A 15,939-nucleotide genomic window follows, 5' to 3' on the forward strand; every position below is an offset into this window, starting at 1 on the left:
CCTCAGTCCCATTCCAGGCCGCCGCGCCGCCATACGTACGCGTACGCGACGAAGACGGTGAGCACGAAGAGCAACATCTCCACGAGCCCGAAAATCCCCAGGGAGTCGAAGGTGACGGCCCAGGGGTAGAGGAAGACGATCTCGATATCGAAGATGATGAAGAGCATCGCCGTCAGGTAGTACTTGATCGGGAAGCGCCCGCCTCCGGCCGGCGTGGGGGTGGGCTCGATACCGCACTCATAGGCCTCGAGCTTGGCCCGGTTGTACCGCTTCGGACCGATCAGCGTGGCCATGACCACGGAGAAGATCGCAAAGCCTGCCCCGAGGGCTCCCAGTACGAGGATGGGCGCATACGCGTTCACCGCTCCTCGCTCCTCTCAGTCGGCACTGACTGCTGGCGGTTGCACTGGGCTCACAGCCGCCTCACCGATCCCACGAGCCCCGCTCGTCCCGGCGAAGATCGAGAACATGTGAAGCAGGTCACAAGCCCAACTGCCTCGCATCTTATGCCCGCCGCTCTGTGATCTGCGACACGGGGTATTGCACAAGCTTTGTGATCTCCACCACCTGACGAAGGATCATGAAGCCGGATGAGCGGTGATCTTCGCACGAGAAGCGTCCGAGTGATCACCAGAGGTGACATTTTCGCTCATCGCCGCAGATCGGAGGGGGCGTCTCAATATCAAGAGACTTCCCTTGCATGCAAATTGGTGCTGGACGGGGCGTCTTGATAGAGGAGCGCGTTCACACTTCAGGGGGAGCCGCGGACGGGGGTGTGGACGCGTGCACGCATTCACGAGCGCCGGCGGGCGGGATTCGGACACAGGACGCGCACGGAGCCGTAACCGTTGCGTGACCTCTGCCACATGACGAGAGGGCCGTGAGAACCGGGCTTGGCCACCGATCCCAACGGGTGGTAAGCGGTGGGCAATTCGGACTTAATGATGAAAGCCCGTGATCACGGGCGGGATACGGCGCGTCCGCAATGTCCGTTACGGCGTCAATAAAGGGCGGCCCGCCAGGAATTTGGGGCGGCGATTGAGTAACTGTGGCGCAGCACACGTTTCTTGTAGGTATGGAGGAGCCCCTGATACCGGTTGTTCTCATGTCCCACACCGCTCACATACGTAGCCACCGGAAGCCCCGCCGCAGCGCGTCGACATCCATCGCGATGCGTGCCGGAGTTGCCGGTGGCGTCCTCAGCATGGCAGCGGCGGGTGCGTCGGCCACGGCGAACGCCGCCGAGCCGGTGACGCAGACCATCGAACTGCCCACCCTCACGGCTGACGTGGCCGACCAGCTCGCCCAGTCCGCGGACGCCACCCAGTTGGCGGCCGCGAACTACGAGCTCGACGCCCAGCGTGACGCGGCCGCCGCCGCGGCCGCCGAGGAAGCCAAGAAGGACCTCGCGGAGGCCAAGAAGAAGGCCGAGGCAAAGAAGAAGGCCGAGGAGGCCCGCAGGGCCGCCGCCGAGGCCGCCGCTTCCCGCAGCGCCGAGCGCACCACCCTGTCCGCTTCCGCGAGCACCAGCGTGGCCGCCCCCGCCAGCGGAAGCGTCGGGACGGTCATCGCCTTCCTCCAGGCGCAGGTGGGCGACGCGTACGTCATGGGCGCCACCGGCCCCAACGCGTGGGACTGCTCCAGCCTGGTCCAGGCCGCGTTCAAGCAGGTCGGTGTCGACCTGCCGCGGGTCTCGCAGGACCAGTCGATGGTCGGCACCGACATCCCGCTCTCGCAGATCCAGGTCGGCGACATCCTCTACTGGGGTGGCAAGGGCTCGGCGTACCACGTGGGCGTCTACATCGGTAACGGCCAGTACCTGGACGCGGCCAACCCCTCCAAGGGCGTCGTCATCCAGGACCTGTCCGGCTACCCGGCGTCGGGCGCGGTGCGCGTCCTCTGAGTCGCAGGGTTCACCGTAAGGGCCGCAGCCGCTCGGGGGCAGCGGCCCTTACGTCCCGTTCGAGAGCCTTCGCGGCTCAGCCCAGGTCGAAGGTGTTGGGCAGGCCCAGCTTGTAGCGCACCTCGTCGACCCGCTTCAGCGGCTCCAGCTCCGGGGGCCGGTACAGCTCCCAGATCTCACAGCGCCCGGCGTCCGAATTGTCCGCGTCCAGGAGCGCGTTGACCGCCAGGCGTGCCGACTCGTTGGCGCCCTCCATCGTCGCCAGGTCCACGTCGGTGCGGACGTAGTCCCCCGCGAGGAAGAAGTTCGGGACCTTTGTGCGGGCCGTGGGGCGGTTGTAGAGGGTGCCCGTGGGGTGGACGAGGAGCTGCTCGCGGTTGCGCGGATCGGGGCCGCCCAGGCCCGTCACCGCCGGGTCCATGAACCAGCCGAGGCGGTCCTCGTCCCGGAGCGTGGTCTTGCCGGCGTCGTTCAGGCCGTCCTTCAGCTGGGCCCAGAGTTCGGCGACGACCTCCTCCTTGGTGCACTGCTTGGCCGTCTTGCCATACAGGATGCCCGGCTTGTCCCACTCCGAGATGATCGCGGAGAGGCAGTCCCGCGCCCGTCCGTCGCCGTAGTCGCGGGGGAAGTCCCGTCCGTTCCAGAACTGGGCCTGGCCGACGGCGGTCACCGACCAGGGCGAGTCGAGGCAGTTGACGTGGCCGTGCACGACCGGGGTGGGCGTGCGTAGATAGAACATCACGCCGGTCATCCAGTCCGCCTGGAGCGCGTCGCAGCGGGCGAGCTGCGGGTCGGCGGCGCGCAGAGCCGGACCCCACGTCACGCGTGCGTGCTCGACCGGGAGCGCGGAGATGTAGTGGTCGGCGGTGACGGTACGTTCGTCGCCGCCGTCGCGGGCCGAGACGCGGACGCCGGTCACCCGGCCGCCGTCGTAGCGGACCTCGCGGACCTGGGTGCCCAGGACGAACTCGACGCCGAGGGAGCGCAGGTGGGCCTCCCAGGGATCGATCCAGGCCTCGCTGGTGGGGGCGTTGAGGACGCGGTCGATGTCCGCGTCGCCGTCCATGCCCCGGCCGAGCAGCCCCCACAGGAGCAGGGCCTCGATGATGACGCGGCCGACGGTCCGGGTGGACGCCACCTCCGCGCGGGTGGCGACGAGGTTGCGGGTCTGGCCGATGCCGAGGAGCGTCTGGTACTCCGCGCTCATCTCCTCGGCGCGGATGAAGTCCCACCAGGCGACCTTCTCCCACTGCCCCTCTCGGCGGGCGTCGCAGCTGGTGAGGTGGACGAGGAGGCGGTCGGCGAAGTAGGCGGCCTCGTGGGCGGGGAGGCGGGTGCCGAGGTCCAGGACCGACAGGAGCTGGTCGCGGATCCAGCCGAGGGTGAGGTCACCGGGGCGGGGCGCAGTGGTGGCGCGGCGGAGCGGGAAGTGCAGGTCGGGGCGGCCGCCGGCACGGGCGAACAGAGCCTCGGTGCCGCTGACGAGGTTGTCGTGGACGCCGTGCGCGTTGCCGGGGACGGGGATGCGGCGCATGGTGTCCGGCAGGTTCCGGTAGAAGCCGGGGAAGAAGCGGAAGCCGTGTTCGGCGGGGAGGTCGGCGCGGCCGCCGGTCGCCGTGCCCGGCACGGGCATCGAGCGGGCCTTGCCGCCGAGGGCGTCGTAGTACTCGTAGACGGTGACGGCGTAGCCGCGTTCGGCGAGTTCGTGGGCGGCGCTCAGGCCGGAGACTCCGCCGCCGAGTACGGCGACGCGTTTGCCCGAGGCCGCTCTCGCGCTGCCGGCGGGCCATAAGGCGAGGGCGCCGGCCGCTCCCCCGGCACCGGCCAGGAAGCGTCTACGGGTTTGGCCGGATCGCGTGTGCCCTGACTGCTCCTGGGGCTCCTGCGCGTGTTCTGTTGTCATGATTCCCGGAGGGTAGGGAGGGGCTTCGCAGGTCGGAAGCCCGATTCCCGGTCACCCACAGCATCCTCACAACCACAAGGAGGCACAGATGCCCAGTGTGTTCGTCCAGGGCAGGCCCGTCGACTCGTATCCGCCGCTCGCGCCCGAGGCCCGGCGTGGATCGGTGCGCAGGATCACCGAGACGGGTGAGGAGGTCCTGCACAAGCCGTGCCGGGACGTGACCGAGTTCGGGCCCGATCTCGCCGCGCTGATCGACGACATGTTCCTGACCATGTACATCGCCGACGGGGCGGGACTGGCGGCGAACCAAGTCGGGGTCGGTCTGCGGTTGTTCGTGTACGACTGTCCGGACGACGACGGGGTCCGGCACGTCGGGCACATCGTCAACCCGGTGCTGGAGCCGCTCGACGCCGCGGACAGGAGGCTCCTCGACGACTCAGAGGGCTGCCTCTCCGTGCCGGGGGCGGTGATGGACGTACCGCGTCCGGACCGGGCCGTGGTGCGTGGCCTCGACAAGGACGGGCAGCCGCTCGTGATCGAGGGCACGGGGTACTTCGCCCGCTGCCTCGCGCACGAGACTGATCACTGCGACGGGCAGGTCTATCTGGACCGGCTCTCCCAGCGGGAGCGGAGGGACGCGCTGCGACAGGTGGCGGACCGGCGGGACGAGGTGTTCGCGCGCCGGGCCGCCAACGTCGAGGCGTTGAAGAGCTGATTCAGGCCTTCGGTGCCACCTTGCTCAGCCCGTTGATGATCCGGTCCATCGCGTCGCCGCCCGTCGGGTCGGTGAGGTTGGCCAGGAGCTTCAGGGTGAACTTCATCAGGAGCGGGTGGGTCAGGCCGCGCTGGGCCGCGATCTTCATGACCTTCGGGTTGCCGATGAGCTTCACGAAGGCGCGGCCCAGCGTGTAGTAGCCGCCGTAGGTGTCCTTCAGGACGCGCGGGTAGCGCTGGAGGGCGAGTTCGCGGCCGGCGGGGGTCGAGCGGGCGTGGGCCTGGACGATGACGTCGGCGGCGATCTGGCCGGACTCCATGGCGTAGGCGATGCCCTCGCCGTTGAAGGGGTTCACCAGGCCGCCGGCGTCGCCGACCAGCAGCAGGCCCTTGGTGTAGTGCGGTTGGCGGTTGAAGGCCATGGGGAGGGCGGCGCCGCGGATCGGGCCGGTCATGTTGTCCGGGGTGTAGCCCCAGTCCTCCGGCATGGAGGCGCACCAGGCCTTCAGGACCTCGCGCCAGTCCAGTTCCTTGAAGGAGTCGGAGGTGTTCAGGACGCCCAGGCCGACGTTCGAGGTGCCGTCGCCCATGCCGAAGATCCAGCCGTAGCCGGGGAGCAGGCGGTCCTCGCCTGGGCCGCGGCGGTCCCACAGTTCCAGCCAGGACTCCAGGTAGTCGTCCTCGTGACGGGGGCTTTCGAAGTACGTCCGTACGGCCACGCCCATCGGGCGGTCCTCGCGGCGGTGCAGGCCCATCGCGAGGGAGAGGCGGGTGGAGTTGCCGTCGGCGGCGACCACCAAGGGCGCATGGAAGGTGACCTCGCGCTTGTCCTCGCCGAGCTTGGCGTGGACGCCGGTGATCCGGCCGGTGCGGTCGTCGACGATCGGGGCGCCGACGTTGCAGCGCTCGTAGAGGCGGGCGCCGGCCTTCTGGGCCTGGCGGGCGAGTTGCTCGTCGAAGTCGTCGCGCTTGCGGACGAGGCCGTAGTCCGGGAAGGAGGCGAGATCCGGCCAGTCCAGCTGGAGGCGGACGCCGCCGCCGATGATCCTGAGGCCCTTGTTGCGCAGCCAGCCTGCTTCCTCGGAGATGTCGATGCCCATCGCCACCAGCTGTTTGACCGCGCGCGGGGTCAGGCCGTCTCCACAGACCTTCTCCCTCGGGAACTCGGTCTTCTCCAGCAGGAGTACGTCGAGACCGGACTTGGCCAGGTGATACGCCGTCGTGGAGCCGGCCGGCCCGGCGCCCACGACGATCACATCGGCGGTGTTCTCGGAGAGCGGCGAGGAGACAGGTGAGGAGAGTGGCTCGGTCACGTCGGTCACGGCGGGATCTCCCCAAGTTCGAAATCTGTGTGCCGACCGGCACTGGACATGGGCAGTCTATTCAGCAGCACTGATCACCCGGTTGAAGGGCTGCCTCCGTGAACCGAGTTCTCCCTGTCGTACGGCTCCGTGTCCCCACCGACGAGGACGCCGTCGCCTGGCACCGGGTCTTCGCCCACCCGGACGTCATGGAGTTCCACGGCGGCAGGCCCGCGGAGCTGTCCGTCTACGAGGAGCTCACGGCCCGCCAGCGCCGGCACGACGCCGAGCGCGGGTACTGCCTGTGGACCATGCTCGACGACGACGAACAGGTCATCGGCTTCACCGGAGCCCAGCCCTGGGCACGGAACTGGGGTCCCACCGGCGAGATCGAGATCGGCTGGCGGCTCGGGCGGGAGTACTGGGGCAAGGGGTATGTCACGGCGGCCGCGCAGTTGACGCTGGAGCGGCTGCGGGCGGCCGGGGTGCCGAGCGTGGTGGCGATGGTGGACGCGCGCAACGAGCGGTCGATCGCGGTGACGCGGCGGCTGGGGATGCGGCTGGCGGAAGTGTTCACCACGCCGGACGAGCGGCAGAAGGGGCACTGCTACCGGCTCGACCTGTGACGCGGGGAAGGCGCCACTTCCAGTTGCGCCACTCTGTGTAATCGACTGCTACAGAAAGGTACTTGACGCTTCCGGTCGGCACCCCCGGACGGTTACCCTGCCAGTACCGCTGGGGGTGACATCTGTGCGCATAACACCCAAAAAGCCCGAGGTGCGAGTACCGAAACTCGTCGGACTGATGGCCATGGACGCGCGCGAGGCAGCGAAGTCGCACGGCCTGCTCCTCAACGCACCCGACCGGCCGGACTTCCATCTCACCGTCATCGACTACGTCGTACGCCAGTACCCCCAGCCCGGTGCCGAGGTGCCGCGGGAGTCGTCGGTCTACGTCTGGTTCGACTTCGGCGAGGGTGAGGGCGGCGGAGGCGTACGCGAGCCACGCATCCCCCGGCCGCCAGGTGGCGGAGTGCAGCGCGAGCTCGACGAGCCCGGCGACCCGTACCCCGTCGTCAGCTCTGCTTGAAGCCCCGGTGCAGGGCCACGACCCCGCCCGTCAGGTTCCGCCAGGCCACCTTGGACCAGCCGGCCTTGCGCAGGTGCTCGGCGAGGGCCGGCTGGTCGGGCCAGGCGCGGATGGACTCGGCGAGGTAGACGTAGGCGTCCGGGTTCGAGGACACCGCGCGGGCGACCGGCGGCAGGGCGCGCATCAGGTACTCGGTGTAGACCGTGCGGAACGGCGCCCAGGTCGGGTGCGAGAACTCGCAGATCACGACCCGGCCGCCGGGCCGCGTCACCCGGTACATCTCCCGCAGGGCGGCATCGAAGTCCTGGACGTTGCGCAGCCCGAAGGAGATCGTCACGGCGTCGAAGGTGTCGTCCTTGAACGGCAGCCTCGTCGCGTCCCCCGCCGTGAACGGCAGCCAGGTGTGCTTGCGCTTGCCGACCTGGAGCATCCCGAGGGAGAAGTCGCAGGGGACGACGTACGCACCGGTCTGCGCGAAGGGCAGGGACGAGGTGCCCGTGCCGGCCGCCAGGTCGAGGACCTTCTGCGCGGGGCGGGCGTCGACCGCCTTCGCCACCTCCTTGCGCCAGACACGGTCCTGGCCGAGCGACAGCACGTCGTTCGTCAGGTCGTACCGTTCCGCCACGTCGTCGAACATCGAGGCGACTTCGTGCGGCTGCTTGTTCAGGGATGCGCGGGTCACGGGCCCATTGTGGCAGTACGGCCCCGACGCCCCCGCAGTACCCGGCCGATGCGTCTCACGGCAGCAGCCTTGCCTTCTCCTTCCCGGCCACCAGCCGATGCCGAACATCAACCGCCGGCTCTCCAGCGGCAGGCGGTCCTGCTGTGCGCCCCCACCGTCATCCCACCCCCGCCGGCGTCCCGACCTCACCGGTCCGCTTCAGCTTCTGCCGGCGCAGGTGGCCGCCCGTCAGCGCGGTGATGCGGGAGTGAATAGCCGGCGCCCACGCGGCGGAGCCGCACATCGATACCGCCCCGCGGCCCTTGGCACAGGGGCGGTCCCGTCACCGTCGGCGGTAGACGATCCGGCCTTCCGCCACCGTCGCCACGCACGTCCCCGCGCCGTTCTCGGCCAGTTCCGTCTCGTCCTGTACGTCGAAGAACGCGAACCGGGCGGCCGAGCCCTGCTCCCTCGGCGGCGCGAACTCCACCGGCGACCCGCAGGCGTACGGATCGAGCGACGCAGGTCCGCGGGGCCGCCCGAGACGGCCCACGACACCGAGCCCCGAGCGGTGTACGGCGTCGCGCACCGCGCGGTTGCGCATCGACTCGCAGGCCGCCGCGACCGTGCCGTGGGCCAGCATCCTCTGCACCCCGCGCCGGGCGCTGGCGCCCCAACGGGCCTCGTCCATCGCGAGAGCGGCGAGGGCACCACCGGTCAGCGGCTCGGTGCCCAGCTCGTCGGCCTCGCGCGGATCGGGATGGTACGTCTCCTCCAGCAGCTCGTTGCCGTAGAGGTTGACGAATCCGGGCGTCAGAATGCCCGGCCACTGGCGCACCCGCGCCCGTGGATGCGCCGCGACCAGATCCGCCAGCTGCCCCGCGTCCGCGATCCACGCGCCCTTCACGACGAGCGCGTGGCCCCTGGAGTCGGCGTGGATCGTCAGCACGGGCGGGTCAGTTGGAGGCGAGGAGCTTCAGCTCGGGGTGGGCGGTGCCGCCCTCGATCGCGGTGGACGAGATGTGGGACATGACGCGCGCGTCGACGGGGTCGTTCGCCGGGTCGTCGTGCACGACCAGGTGCTCGTACGTCGTGGAGCGCTGGGCCGGCACCCGCCCCGCCGTACGGATCATGTCGATCATTTCCTGGAGGTTGGAGCGGTGCTTGGCGCCGGCCGCCGAGACGACGTTCTCCTCCAGCATGACCGAGCCGAGGTCGTCGGCGCCGTAGTGCAACGTCAGCTGGCCGGCGTCCTGGCCGGTGGTCAGCCACGAGCCCTGGATGTGGGCGATGTTGTCCATGAAGATCCGGGCGATCGCGATCATCCGCAGGTACTCGAAGATCGTGGCCTGCGTGCGGCCCTTGAGGTGGTTGTTCTGCGGCTGGTAGAGGTACGGGATGAAGGCCCTGAAGCCCCCGGTCCGGTCCTGGACGTCACGGATCATCCGCAGGTGCTCGATACGCTCGGCGTTGGTCTCGCCGGTGCCCATGAGCATCGTCGACGTGGACTCGACGCCGAGGTTGTGCGCGGTCTCCATGATCTCCAGCCAGCGCTCACCGCTCTCCTTCAGCGGGGCGATGGCCTTGCGCGGCCGCTCGGGCAGCAGCTCGGCGCCGGCGCCCGCGAAGGAGTCGAGGCCGGCCTCGTGGATCCGCGTGATGGCCTCCTCGACCGACACACCGGAGATCCGGGCCATGTGCTCGACCTCGCTCGCCCCCAGGCTGTGGATGACGAGTTGCGGAAACTCCTTCTTGATGGCGGCGAAGTGCTTCTCGTAGTACTCGACGCCGTAGTCCGGGTGGTGGCCGCCCTGGAACATGATCTGCGTACCGCCGAGCTCGACGGTCTCCGCGCAGCGCCGCAGGATGTCGTCCAGGTCGCGGGTCCATCCCTTGGCCGTGTCCTTCGGCGGGGCGTAGAAGGCACAGAACTTGCACGCCGTGACGCACACGTTCGTGTAGTTGATGTTGCGCTCGATGATGTACGTCGCGATGTGCTCGGTGCCCGCGTACCTGCGGCGGCGTACGGCGTCGGCGGCGGCGCCCAGCGCGTGCAGCGGGGCGTCGCGGTAGAGGACGAGCGCTTCCTCGGGGGTGATCCGCCCACCCGCCGCGGCACGGTCGAGGACGGCTGTGACATCAAACGACGTGAGGTCGGCCTTCTCGGTCACCGGTGGCGTCCCTTTCGTCAAGGGGGTTGGACGGACCTGACCAGCCTACGCCAGCGTTTTCGGGGTCCGTAGGTCAGGCCGCGTACGCGCCGATCAGCAGCCCCACGAACGCCCCGCCGAGCAGGAACGGCCCGAACGGTATCGCCGTCTTGCGCCCGGCCCTGCGCAGCAGCACGAGGGCCCAGCCGTAGAGCGCCCCGAACAGGAACCCGGCGAAGGTGCCGAGCATGACCGTCGGCCAGCCGTACCAGCCCAGCGCCGCCCCCACCCCGAGCGCCAGCTTCACGTCGCCGAAGCCCATGCCACCGGGGTTGACGAGGTACAGCACGTAGTAGCCGGCGCCGAGCGCGAGCGTGGCCCACAGGGCGGTGGACCAGTCACCGGCGTGCTCGGGGACCAGGGCGACCAGGCCGAGCAGGGCCGGTGTGGCGACCGCCAGCGTGAGGGTGAGCGGGTTGGGCAGCCGCCGTACCCGGAAGTCGACGGCCGTGAGCAGGACGCCGACGGGCGCCAGCAGCAGCCAGACGCCCAGCTCGGGCCGGGTGTCGGTGGCGGCGGCGAGGGCGGCGCAGACGAGGGCGGTGACGGTGGCCATGAGGGCGGTGCCGGGCCCGTACGTCCGCGCGCCCTCGCACTCCCGGCACCGGGCCCGACCGATCCACGCGGTCCACCCGGCCACTCCAGCCCTCCCGGTCCTCCCGGTCTCCCCGGTCCTCCCCCGGAGCCGATGTCCGCCCGGACACCGCTCCCGCCACTCCTCCCCCTCCGGCACGGAGAAGCGATACGCGGCCCGGGGCAGCAGCGCCCCCGCCGCCGCACCCCAGATCGCGGCGACGAGCACCAGCAGGGCGGTGTTCATGACGGATGTCCTGGCGTCGGGTACGAAGGGAGAAGGGAGGGAATATGAGGATCTGTTGAAGGTACCGAGATCATATGGACTCCCGCCGACCCCGTCGAAGGCGGCGCCGAAGACGCACTCAGTAGAGTGCCGCGAACAACAGCGGTCGGCGTGACACGGGGGAAGACGGCAGTGCGCACAACCATGGCAAACGGCATACGCAGGACCCGGCACCCATGGCACACGCACGCAGCGCGCATGCTCCTCGCCCTCTGCGCCCTGGCAGCCCTGTTCACCACCGCCACAGCCCCCGCCCGGGCGGCCACCGACACCGCTCCCCAGGCCGCCTACCTCGCCGACCGCCTCCGCGAGAACCCGGTCCACGTCACCGACCAACTCCCCCGCGAGGTACCGCAGTCCACGGCCGCCGCCTTCGCCAAGGTGGCCAAGCGCACCGGCGTACCGACGTACGTCCTCGTCCTCCCGAGTCTGAGCGGCGCGGACCCGGGTCTGCTCGACGCGGTCCACAAGCGGCTCGGCCGGGACGGACTGTACGTGCTCGTCGACGAGTCGACGGTGACGGACGCCGTGGCGTACGGAGTCGACGCCCCGGCGGACGACGCCTGGACGGTCGCCCTCTACGAACTCCCCTACGACGCGGGCCCGCTGCGCCGCTTCGAGCGCTTCGCCGAGGTCATCGCGCAGGGCGACGCGAAGGCGGCGGCCGCGCGGGCGGAAGCGGCACGCGCGAAGTACGACGACGGCGCCGAACCCGCGGACGTGTACATCGACTCGACCGAACGCAGCGACCAGTCGTCCCTCACGGGTGTCCTGCTCGTCGTCGTGCCGCTGCTGATCCTGGTGCTGGTTCCGTACGTACGGCGCTGGTGGCACCGCCTCTCGCGAACCCCCGAGGCCAAGGGCCCCAAGCAGAGCAGGCAATCCAAGCAGGCCAAGCAGTCCAAGCAGTCCAAGCAGGCCAAGCGGAGCAAGCAGGCCAAGGGGCCCGCGGTGCCCAAGGCGAGCCGCGCGCTGCGCTGGACCGTCGCGGTCCTGGCCCTCGGCTCCGCCGTCGCCATCGTCGTGACCGCCCCGCTCGTCCACGACCAGACCAGGTCGAGCTGGTCGCCGCCGCCCCGGGCGATCGAGCTCAACGCCCGCCTCGACCGGGTGGCGGAGGGCCTGGCCGAGGACCCGGTGTACGCGGACCCGGAGAGCCCGCGGGTCCTGGACGCCGCTCAACTGGACCGGCTCCACGACCGCATCCGTGCGTTCGCACGCTCCGAGGGCGGCGGCCCGGTCTTCGTCTCGCTCGTCCCGCAGCTGACGGAGGACGAGTCCGGCGGCGACGAGGCGGCGTTCGCCGCGGCGGTCTACGACAAGCTGGGCGAGGACGGGGTGTACGTCGTCGCCGATCCGCTGCACGGCTCCATCGACGTCTTCAACTACGGCCTGCGGCTGGACAGTTACAGCATCGCCTTCGATCTGCCGGAGTCCATCACGGTCGGCGACGACCATGCCGACGACGCCGACGACCACCTCATGGGCAGCCGCCTCGCCGCTTTGATGACCGTCCTCGGCAAGACCGAGCGCACGGACGAGCCGACCACGGCCGACACCCCGTACCCGGTGACGGACGCCGTGCGCGAGGACGAGCTGCCCCCGCTCTTCGGCCCCGACTTCTGGGCGGCCCTTTTTCCGGGCGTTCTGGTGGCCGGAGCGGTCTTCGGGGTGGTGGCGGCCCTGCTGGGGATCGTGGGCAGGGTGCTGCGGCGCCGGAATCCGGAACCGGCCGTGTGAGGGTGTGCTCTGCTGAGCCACATACGTAGGGGGTTGTCGTGAGCCAGGTGCTGTATGGCGAGCGGTCGTGGAATCCGCTGGCGCGGACGGTCGAGCTGACCGAGGACCAGCTGCGGCGCGGCGGCCGGGTGACACCGCTCGGTGAGCTGAACCTCGGTGCCATGGCCGAGGCGTTCCGGCGCGGGTCCTGGCTCGGGGGCGGCGGGGCGGAACGCCCGCTACAGCGGCTGGCAGCGGGGCCCGGGATCGTCCCGGTGACCCGCGTCACCGGGACCGCCACGCCGGTGAAGGTACGGCAGGCCGCCGAGTTCGCCCGCGCGCTCGGGGAGTTGGCGGTATGGCGGTGTGGCGGACCTGAGCAGGTGGCGGCCCTGGCGGACCGGGCCCGGACCGAGGGCGTACCGCTGTGGATCGCGCGGCGGTTCGCGCCGGGCCCCGCCGGACCGATCGCCGTCGCCGTGGACCGGCGCCTGGTGCGCGTGGACGTCTGGGGACCCGGGGCTCCCGTCGTCCGCATCCGGGCACCCCACGGATTCCGCCGGGACTCCCCCCAGCCGGCCAAGGGCCTGCGGCTGACCGTCGGCGACATGACCGCGCAGCTCAGCCTCGACAAGAAGCGGCGCAAGTCGAGGAGTTCCGTCGAGGTGCGGCTGCCCGGGCAGCGCTGGGTGCTGCGGCGGGAGAACGCGACGAGTTCGTGGCTGCTGCGCGACGAACGGCCCGTCGCCCTGCTGACCCGCCCCGCGCGCCGCCCGGTGCCCGAGCCGGGCTCGGTACTGCTGCCGCTCGCCCCGGTGCGGTGGGAGAGCCCCGACCCGCTGGATGCCGTCATGGCGCACGTCTTCGCCGTCGCCTTCGGGCTCGGGGACACGACGGGCCTGGCGCGCTTCCGGTCTCAGCGGCGCCCGGCGGTCACCGGGGACGAGCCGATCGCCTTCGACGAGTGGTGGGACCGCCCCTGGTTCACCAACCTCGGCAGCGGCAGCGACGACAACGAGCCCGGCGGCAGCGACGGCTGGGGCTCGGACGGCGGGGACGGCGGGAGCGGCGGGGACTCCGGTGGGGGCGGCGACGGCGGGGGTGACGGCGGAGGCGGTGGCGGGGGCGGCGACTGAGGAACAGGTCACGGGTCAGACGGCGGGCATGGCATAGATCACCGCCCCGTTCGCCACCATCAGCCGGTTCCCGGCGAGGGCGATCTGCCAGTCGTCGTAGTCGCTGTCGTCGGTGAAGGTCCAGCGGACCTTGCCGGTCCTCGCGTCGATGGCCGCGACGCCGCCGCCCAGGGAGGAACCCGCCCCGTACAGCGTCGTCCCGGCCTTGAGGAACGTCTGCGCTCCCCTGTTGTTCCCGTCGCAGAGCCAGATCCGCTTACCGGTGCGGACGTCGACGGCCCAGACGCCACGGTCGTGGTCCTTGACGTACAGGACACCGTCGATGACCCTCGGGCCGTTGAAGCCGCGCCGGCCGTTCGGGGACAGCGTCCAGCGGGTCTTCCCCGTCTCCACGTCCACGGCCGTCAGCTTCTCGCCCGGCAGGAAGACCAGCCCCTTCCCGACCGTGGGACGCCAGCCCCAGTCGTCGCCGATCTTCTTGGACCACAGCTGGCCGCCGGTGGCGGTGTCGCGGACGGTGACGTTGAACTTGGAGTCGGTGTAGACCAGGTACCTGCCGGAGACCCTGCCCTTGACGTCGTAGTCGTCGGTGCCCCAGTCGCGCCTTTGCAGCCACACCCTCTTGCCGGTGGTGTGGCTGATGGCGGCGACGGCCGTGCGGTAGTCGGTGGCGGACTTGGCGTCGCTGAAGTCGGTCGCCGTGACGTAGACGTTCTTGTCGTCGATGGCGATGGTGTCCTGGACGTGCAGCGACTTGCCGAGCCGGCTCCGCCATGCCTCCTCACCGGTGCCGGCGTCGTACGCGACGAGGATGCCGTCGACGCCGCTGTCGGACAGGAACACCTTGCCGCCGTGGAAGAGGAGTTGGGCGCCGGCGGGACAGATGTCCGGCTTGGACCAGCGGACCTTGCCCGTCTTCACGTCGTACGCCACCAGCGGGTCGCCGCTGACCAGGAGCAGGCCGTTGTGGACGAGCAACGGTACGGACGTGCTGGTGCTGTCCTCGGCGACCGTCCTGCGCCACAACGGCTGCGGCGCCACCCCGGCCGGCGGGGTCGTGAACGTCTCGTCGGCGGGCTCGGCGGAGGCGCCCTTGCCGTCCTTGCCCGTCGGGGTCCGGGAGGTGCCGTCGTCCTTGCCGATCCACCACGCCGTGCCACCGCCGACCGCGGCCACGGCGGCCGCACCGCCGAGGGCGAGGGAGAGGGCGCGGCGGCGGGAGGGCGCGGGGGACGAGCCGAGCCGGACGGTGCCGGGCTGCGGGGTGTCGTGTCCGGGGGCGGGCACCGTCGGGTGGCCGTATCCCGGTGCCGGTGTGCCCGGTGCAGGGGTGCCGCCCGGTGGCGTGCCGTAGCCGGGCGCGGGCGCCGTGCCGGCGGACGGCGGTCCGTACCCGGCCGCCTGCGGGTACCCGTACCCCGGCGCCGGTCCGAACTGTGCCGCTGCCTGGGCCTGCTGCTCCGGCGCCTCCAGGTCCAGGATCCCCGCCGCGTGCGTGGCGATCGTCGACGCCACCGCCGACGGCAGCCAGTCGTGCAGGACGTCCCCGACGCCCCGCGGTGCCAGCGCCGCCACGACCTCGGCGGGAGCCGGCCGCCGGGCCGGGTCCTTCAGCAGACACGCGCGGATCAGCCCGAGGAGCGAGGGCGGTACGTCCGCCAGGTCCGGCTCCCCGTGCACGACCTGGTAGAGCAGGGCCGCGTGCGAGGCGGCACCGTCCCCGAAGGCGCTGCGTCCGGTCGCGGCGAAGGCCAGCACCGCGCCCAGCGAGAAGACGTCACCGGCCGGCCCGACGTCCTGTCCGAGGGCCTGCTCCGGCGGCATGTAACCGGGCGAACCGACCACGACTCCCGTCTGTGTCATACGACTTCCGTCCACCGCACGCGCGATGCCGAAGTCGATGACCCGTGGGCCGTCGGCGGCCAGCAGGACGTTCGAGGGCTTGAGGTCGCGGTGGATCAGGCCCGCCCCGTGGACCTCCTGAAGGGCGGCCGCGAGCCCCGCGCCCAGCGCACGGACCGTGTGCTCGGGCAGCGCGCCATGCGCGGCGACCACGTCGGTGAGGTCGGGACCGAGGACGTACGACGTCGCCAGCCACGGCAGCGGGGCCACCGGGTCGGCGTCCACGACGGGGGCCGTATGGCGGCCGGAGACCGCCTTGGCTATGTCGACCTCGTGCCGGAAGCGTTCCCGGAAGCCGGCGTCGGCCGCCAGATCAGGCCGGATCACCTTCACGGCGACGGTGCGGCCACCGGGCGAACGGGCCAGATAGACGCGTCCCATGCCTCCCGCACCGAGCCTGCGCAGCAGTCGGTACCTGCCCAACTCCCGCGGATCGTCCGGTTGCAGTGTCTCCATGATGGGTCTCCCCCGTCGGCATGCTCGCGTGCGGAGACACAGTAGTAAGAGCGGCTACGGGAGTTGCCGCCGCTACTCGGCATCCG

General features: G+C 70.9%; 14 protein-coding genes. 6 read left to right on the forward strand and 8 right to left on the reverse strand.

Annotated features, from left to right (window positions below):
• Window positions 1-2 precede the first annotated feature (2 nt).
• Complete coding sequence (locus KUM44_RS01985; protein WP_030950624.1) at window positions 3-362, reverse strand: NADH-quinone oxidoreductase subunit A; 360 nt, start codon at window positions 360-362, stop codon at window positions 3-5.
• Between the two features lie 713 nt (window positions 363-1,075).
• Here KUM44_RS01985 and KUM44_RS01990 point away from each other — a divergent pair.
• On the forward strand, window positions 1,076-1,903 hold the full coding sequence (locus KUM44_RS01990) for a C40 family peptidase (RefSeq protein WP_217205784.1): 828 nt from the start codon (window positions 1,076-1,078) through the stop codon (window positions 1,901-1,903).
• A 76-nt stretch (window positions 1,904-1,979) separates the two neighbouring features.
• Here KUM44_RS01990 and KUM44_RS01995 read toward each other — a convergent pair whose 3' ends face one another.
• The gene (locus KUM44_RS01995; RefSeq protein ID WP_217205785.1) at window positions 1,980-3,806 is read right to left on the reverse strand and encodes an FAD-dependent oxidoreductase; all 1,827 of its coding nucleotides are present in this window, start codon (window positions 3,804-3,806) and stop codon (window positions 1,980-1,982) included.
• 88 nt (window positions 3,807-3,894) lie between these two features.
• Between KUM44_RS01995 and def the strand changes: the two genes are divergently transcribed.
• Window positions 3,895-4,521 (forward strand): peptide deformylase, encoded by a 627-nt coding sequence (def, locus tag KUM44_RS02000; RefSeq protein WP_217205786.1) that lies wholly within the window; start codon window positions 3,895-3,897, stop codon window positions 4,519-4,521.
• Window position 4,522: 1 nt separating this feature from the next.
• Here def and KUM44_RS02005 read toward each other — a convergent pair whose 3' ends face one another.
• On the reverse strand, window positions 4,523-5,842 hold the full coding sequence (locus KUM44_RS02005; protein ID WP_217205787.1) for a geranylgeranyl reductase family protein: 1,320 nt from the start codon (window positions 5,840-5,842) through the stop codon (window positions 4,523-4,525).
• A 98-nt stretch (window positions 5,843-5,940) separates the two neighbouring features.
• Here KUM44_RS02005 and KUM44_RS02010 point away from each other — a divergent pair, with 98 nt between their 5' ends.
• Together KUM44_RS02010 and KUM44_RS02015 are read left to right on the forward strand one after the other, a co-directional pair.
• On the forward strand, window positions 5,941-6,447 hold the full coding sequence (locus KUM44_RS02010; protein WP_217205789.1) for a GNAT family N-acetyltransferase: 507 nt from the start codon (window positions 5,941-5,943) through the stop codon (window positions 6,445-6,447).
• A gap of 151 nt (window positions 6,448-6,598) precedes the next feature.
• Window positions 6,599-6,910, forward strand: a complete 312-nt coding sequence (locus tag KUM44_RS02015; RefSeq protein ID WP_217205790.1) for a PASTA domain-containing protein — start codon at window positions 6,599-6,601, stop codon at window positions 6,908-6,910.
• On the opposite strand, the gene KUM44_RS02020 is transcribed toward KUM44_RS02015, so the two are convergent.
• The 4 genes from KUM44_RS02020 to KUM44_RS02035 all read right to left on the reverse strand — a co-directional run bounded on the left by KUM44_RS02020 (window position 6,897) and on the right by KUM44_RS02035 (window position 10,601).
• Complete coding sequence (locus tag KUM44_RS02020; RefSeq protein WP_217205791.1) at window positions 6,897-7,592, reverse strand: demethylmenaquinone methyltransferase; 696 nt, start codon at window positions 7,590-7,592, stop codon at window positions 6,897-6,899. The two genes, KUM44_RS02015 and KUM44_RS02020, sit on opposite strands and share 14 nt — an antisense overlap.
• Before the next feature lie 322 nt (window positions 7,593-7,914).
• Window positions 7,915-8,520: a hypothetical protein gene (locus KUM44_RS02025; protein WP_217205792.1), complete on the reverse strand. Its 606-nt coding sequence runs from the start codon at window positions 8,518-8,520 to the stop codon at window positions 7,915-7,917.
• Window positions 8,521-8,527: 7 nt separating this feature from the next.
• Window positions 8,528-9,742 carry a cyclic dehypoxanthinyl futalosine synthase gene (gene mqnC / locus KUM44_RS02030; protein ID WP_217205793.1) on the reverse strand — a complete coding sequence of 405 codons (1,215 nt, stop codon included), beginning with the start codon at window positions 9,740-9,742 and terminating at the stop codon, window positions 8,528-8,530.
• A 73-nt stretch (window positions 9,743-9,815) separates the two neighbouring features.
• Window positions 9,816-10,601, reverse strand: a complete 786-nt coding sequence (locus KUM44_RS02035; protein WP_217205794.1) for an A24 family peptidase — start codon at window positions 10,599-10,601, stop codon at window positions 9,816-9,818.
• A gap of 237 nt (window positions 10,602-10,838) precedes the next feature.
• On the opposite strand from KUM44_RS02035, the gene KUM44_RS02040 reads away from it, so the two are divergent.
• Entirely contained in the window at window positions 10,839-12,380 is a 1,542-nt protein-coding gene (locus tag KUM44_RS02040; protein ID WP_254388898.1) for a hypothetical protein, read from the forward strand.
• 38 nt (window positions 12,381-12,418) lie between these two features.
• The gene (locus tag KUM44_RS02045; RefSeq protein WP_217205797.1) at window positions 12,419-13,495 is read left to right on the forward strand and encodes a hypothetical protein; all 1,077 of its coding nucleotides are present in this window, start codon (window positions 12,419-12,421) and stop codon (window positions 13,493-13,495) included.
• 15 nt (window positions 13,496-13,510) lie between these two features.
• On the opposite strand, the gene KUM44_RS02050 is transcribed toward KUM44_RS02045, so the two are convergent.
• Window positions 13,511-15,853, reverse strand: a complete 2,343-nt coding sequence (locus KUM44_RS02050) for a serine/threonine-protein kinase (RefSeq protein ID WP_217205799.1) — start codon at window positions 15,851-15,853, stop codon at window positions 13,511-13,513.
• Between the last annotated feature and the right edge of the window lie 86 nt (window positions 15,854-15,939).

It is taken from the genome of Streptomyces sp. AC550_RSS872, assembly GCF_019049285.1.
Lineage (GTDB): Bacteria > Actinomycetota > Actinomycetes > Streptomycetales > Streptomycetaceae > Streptomyces.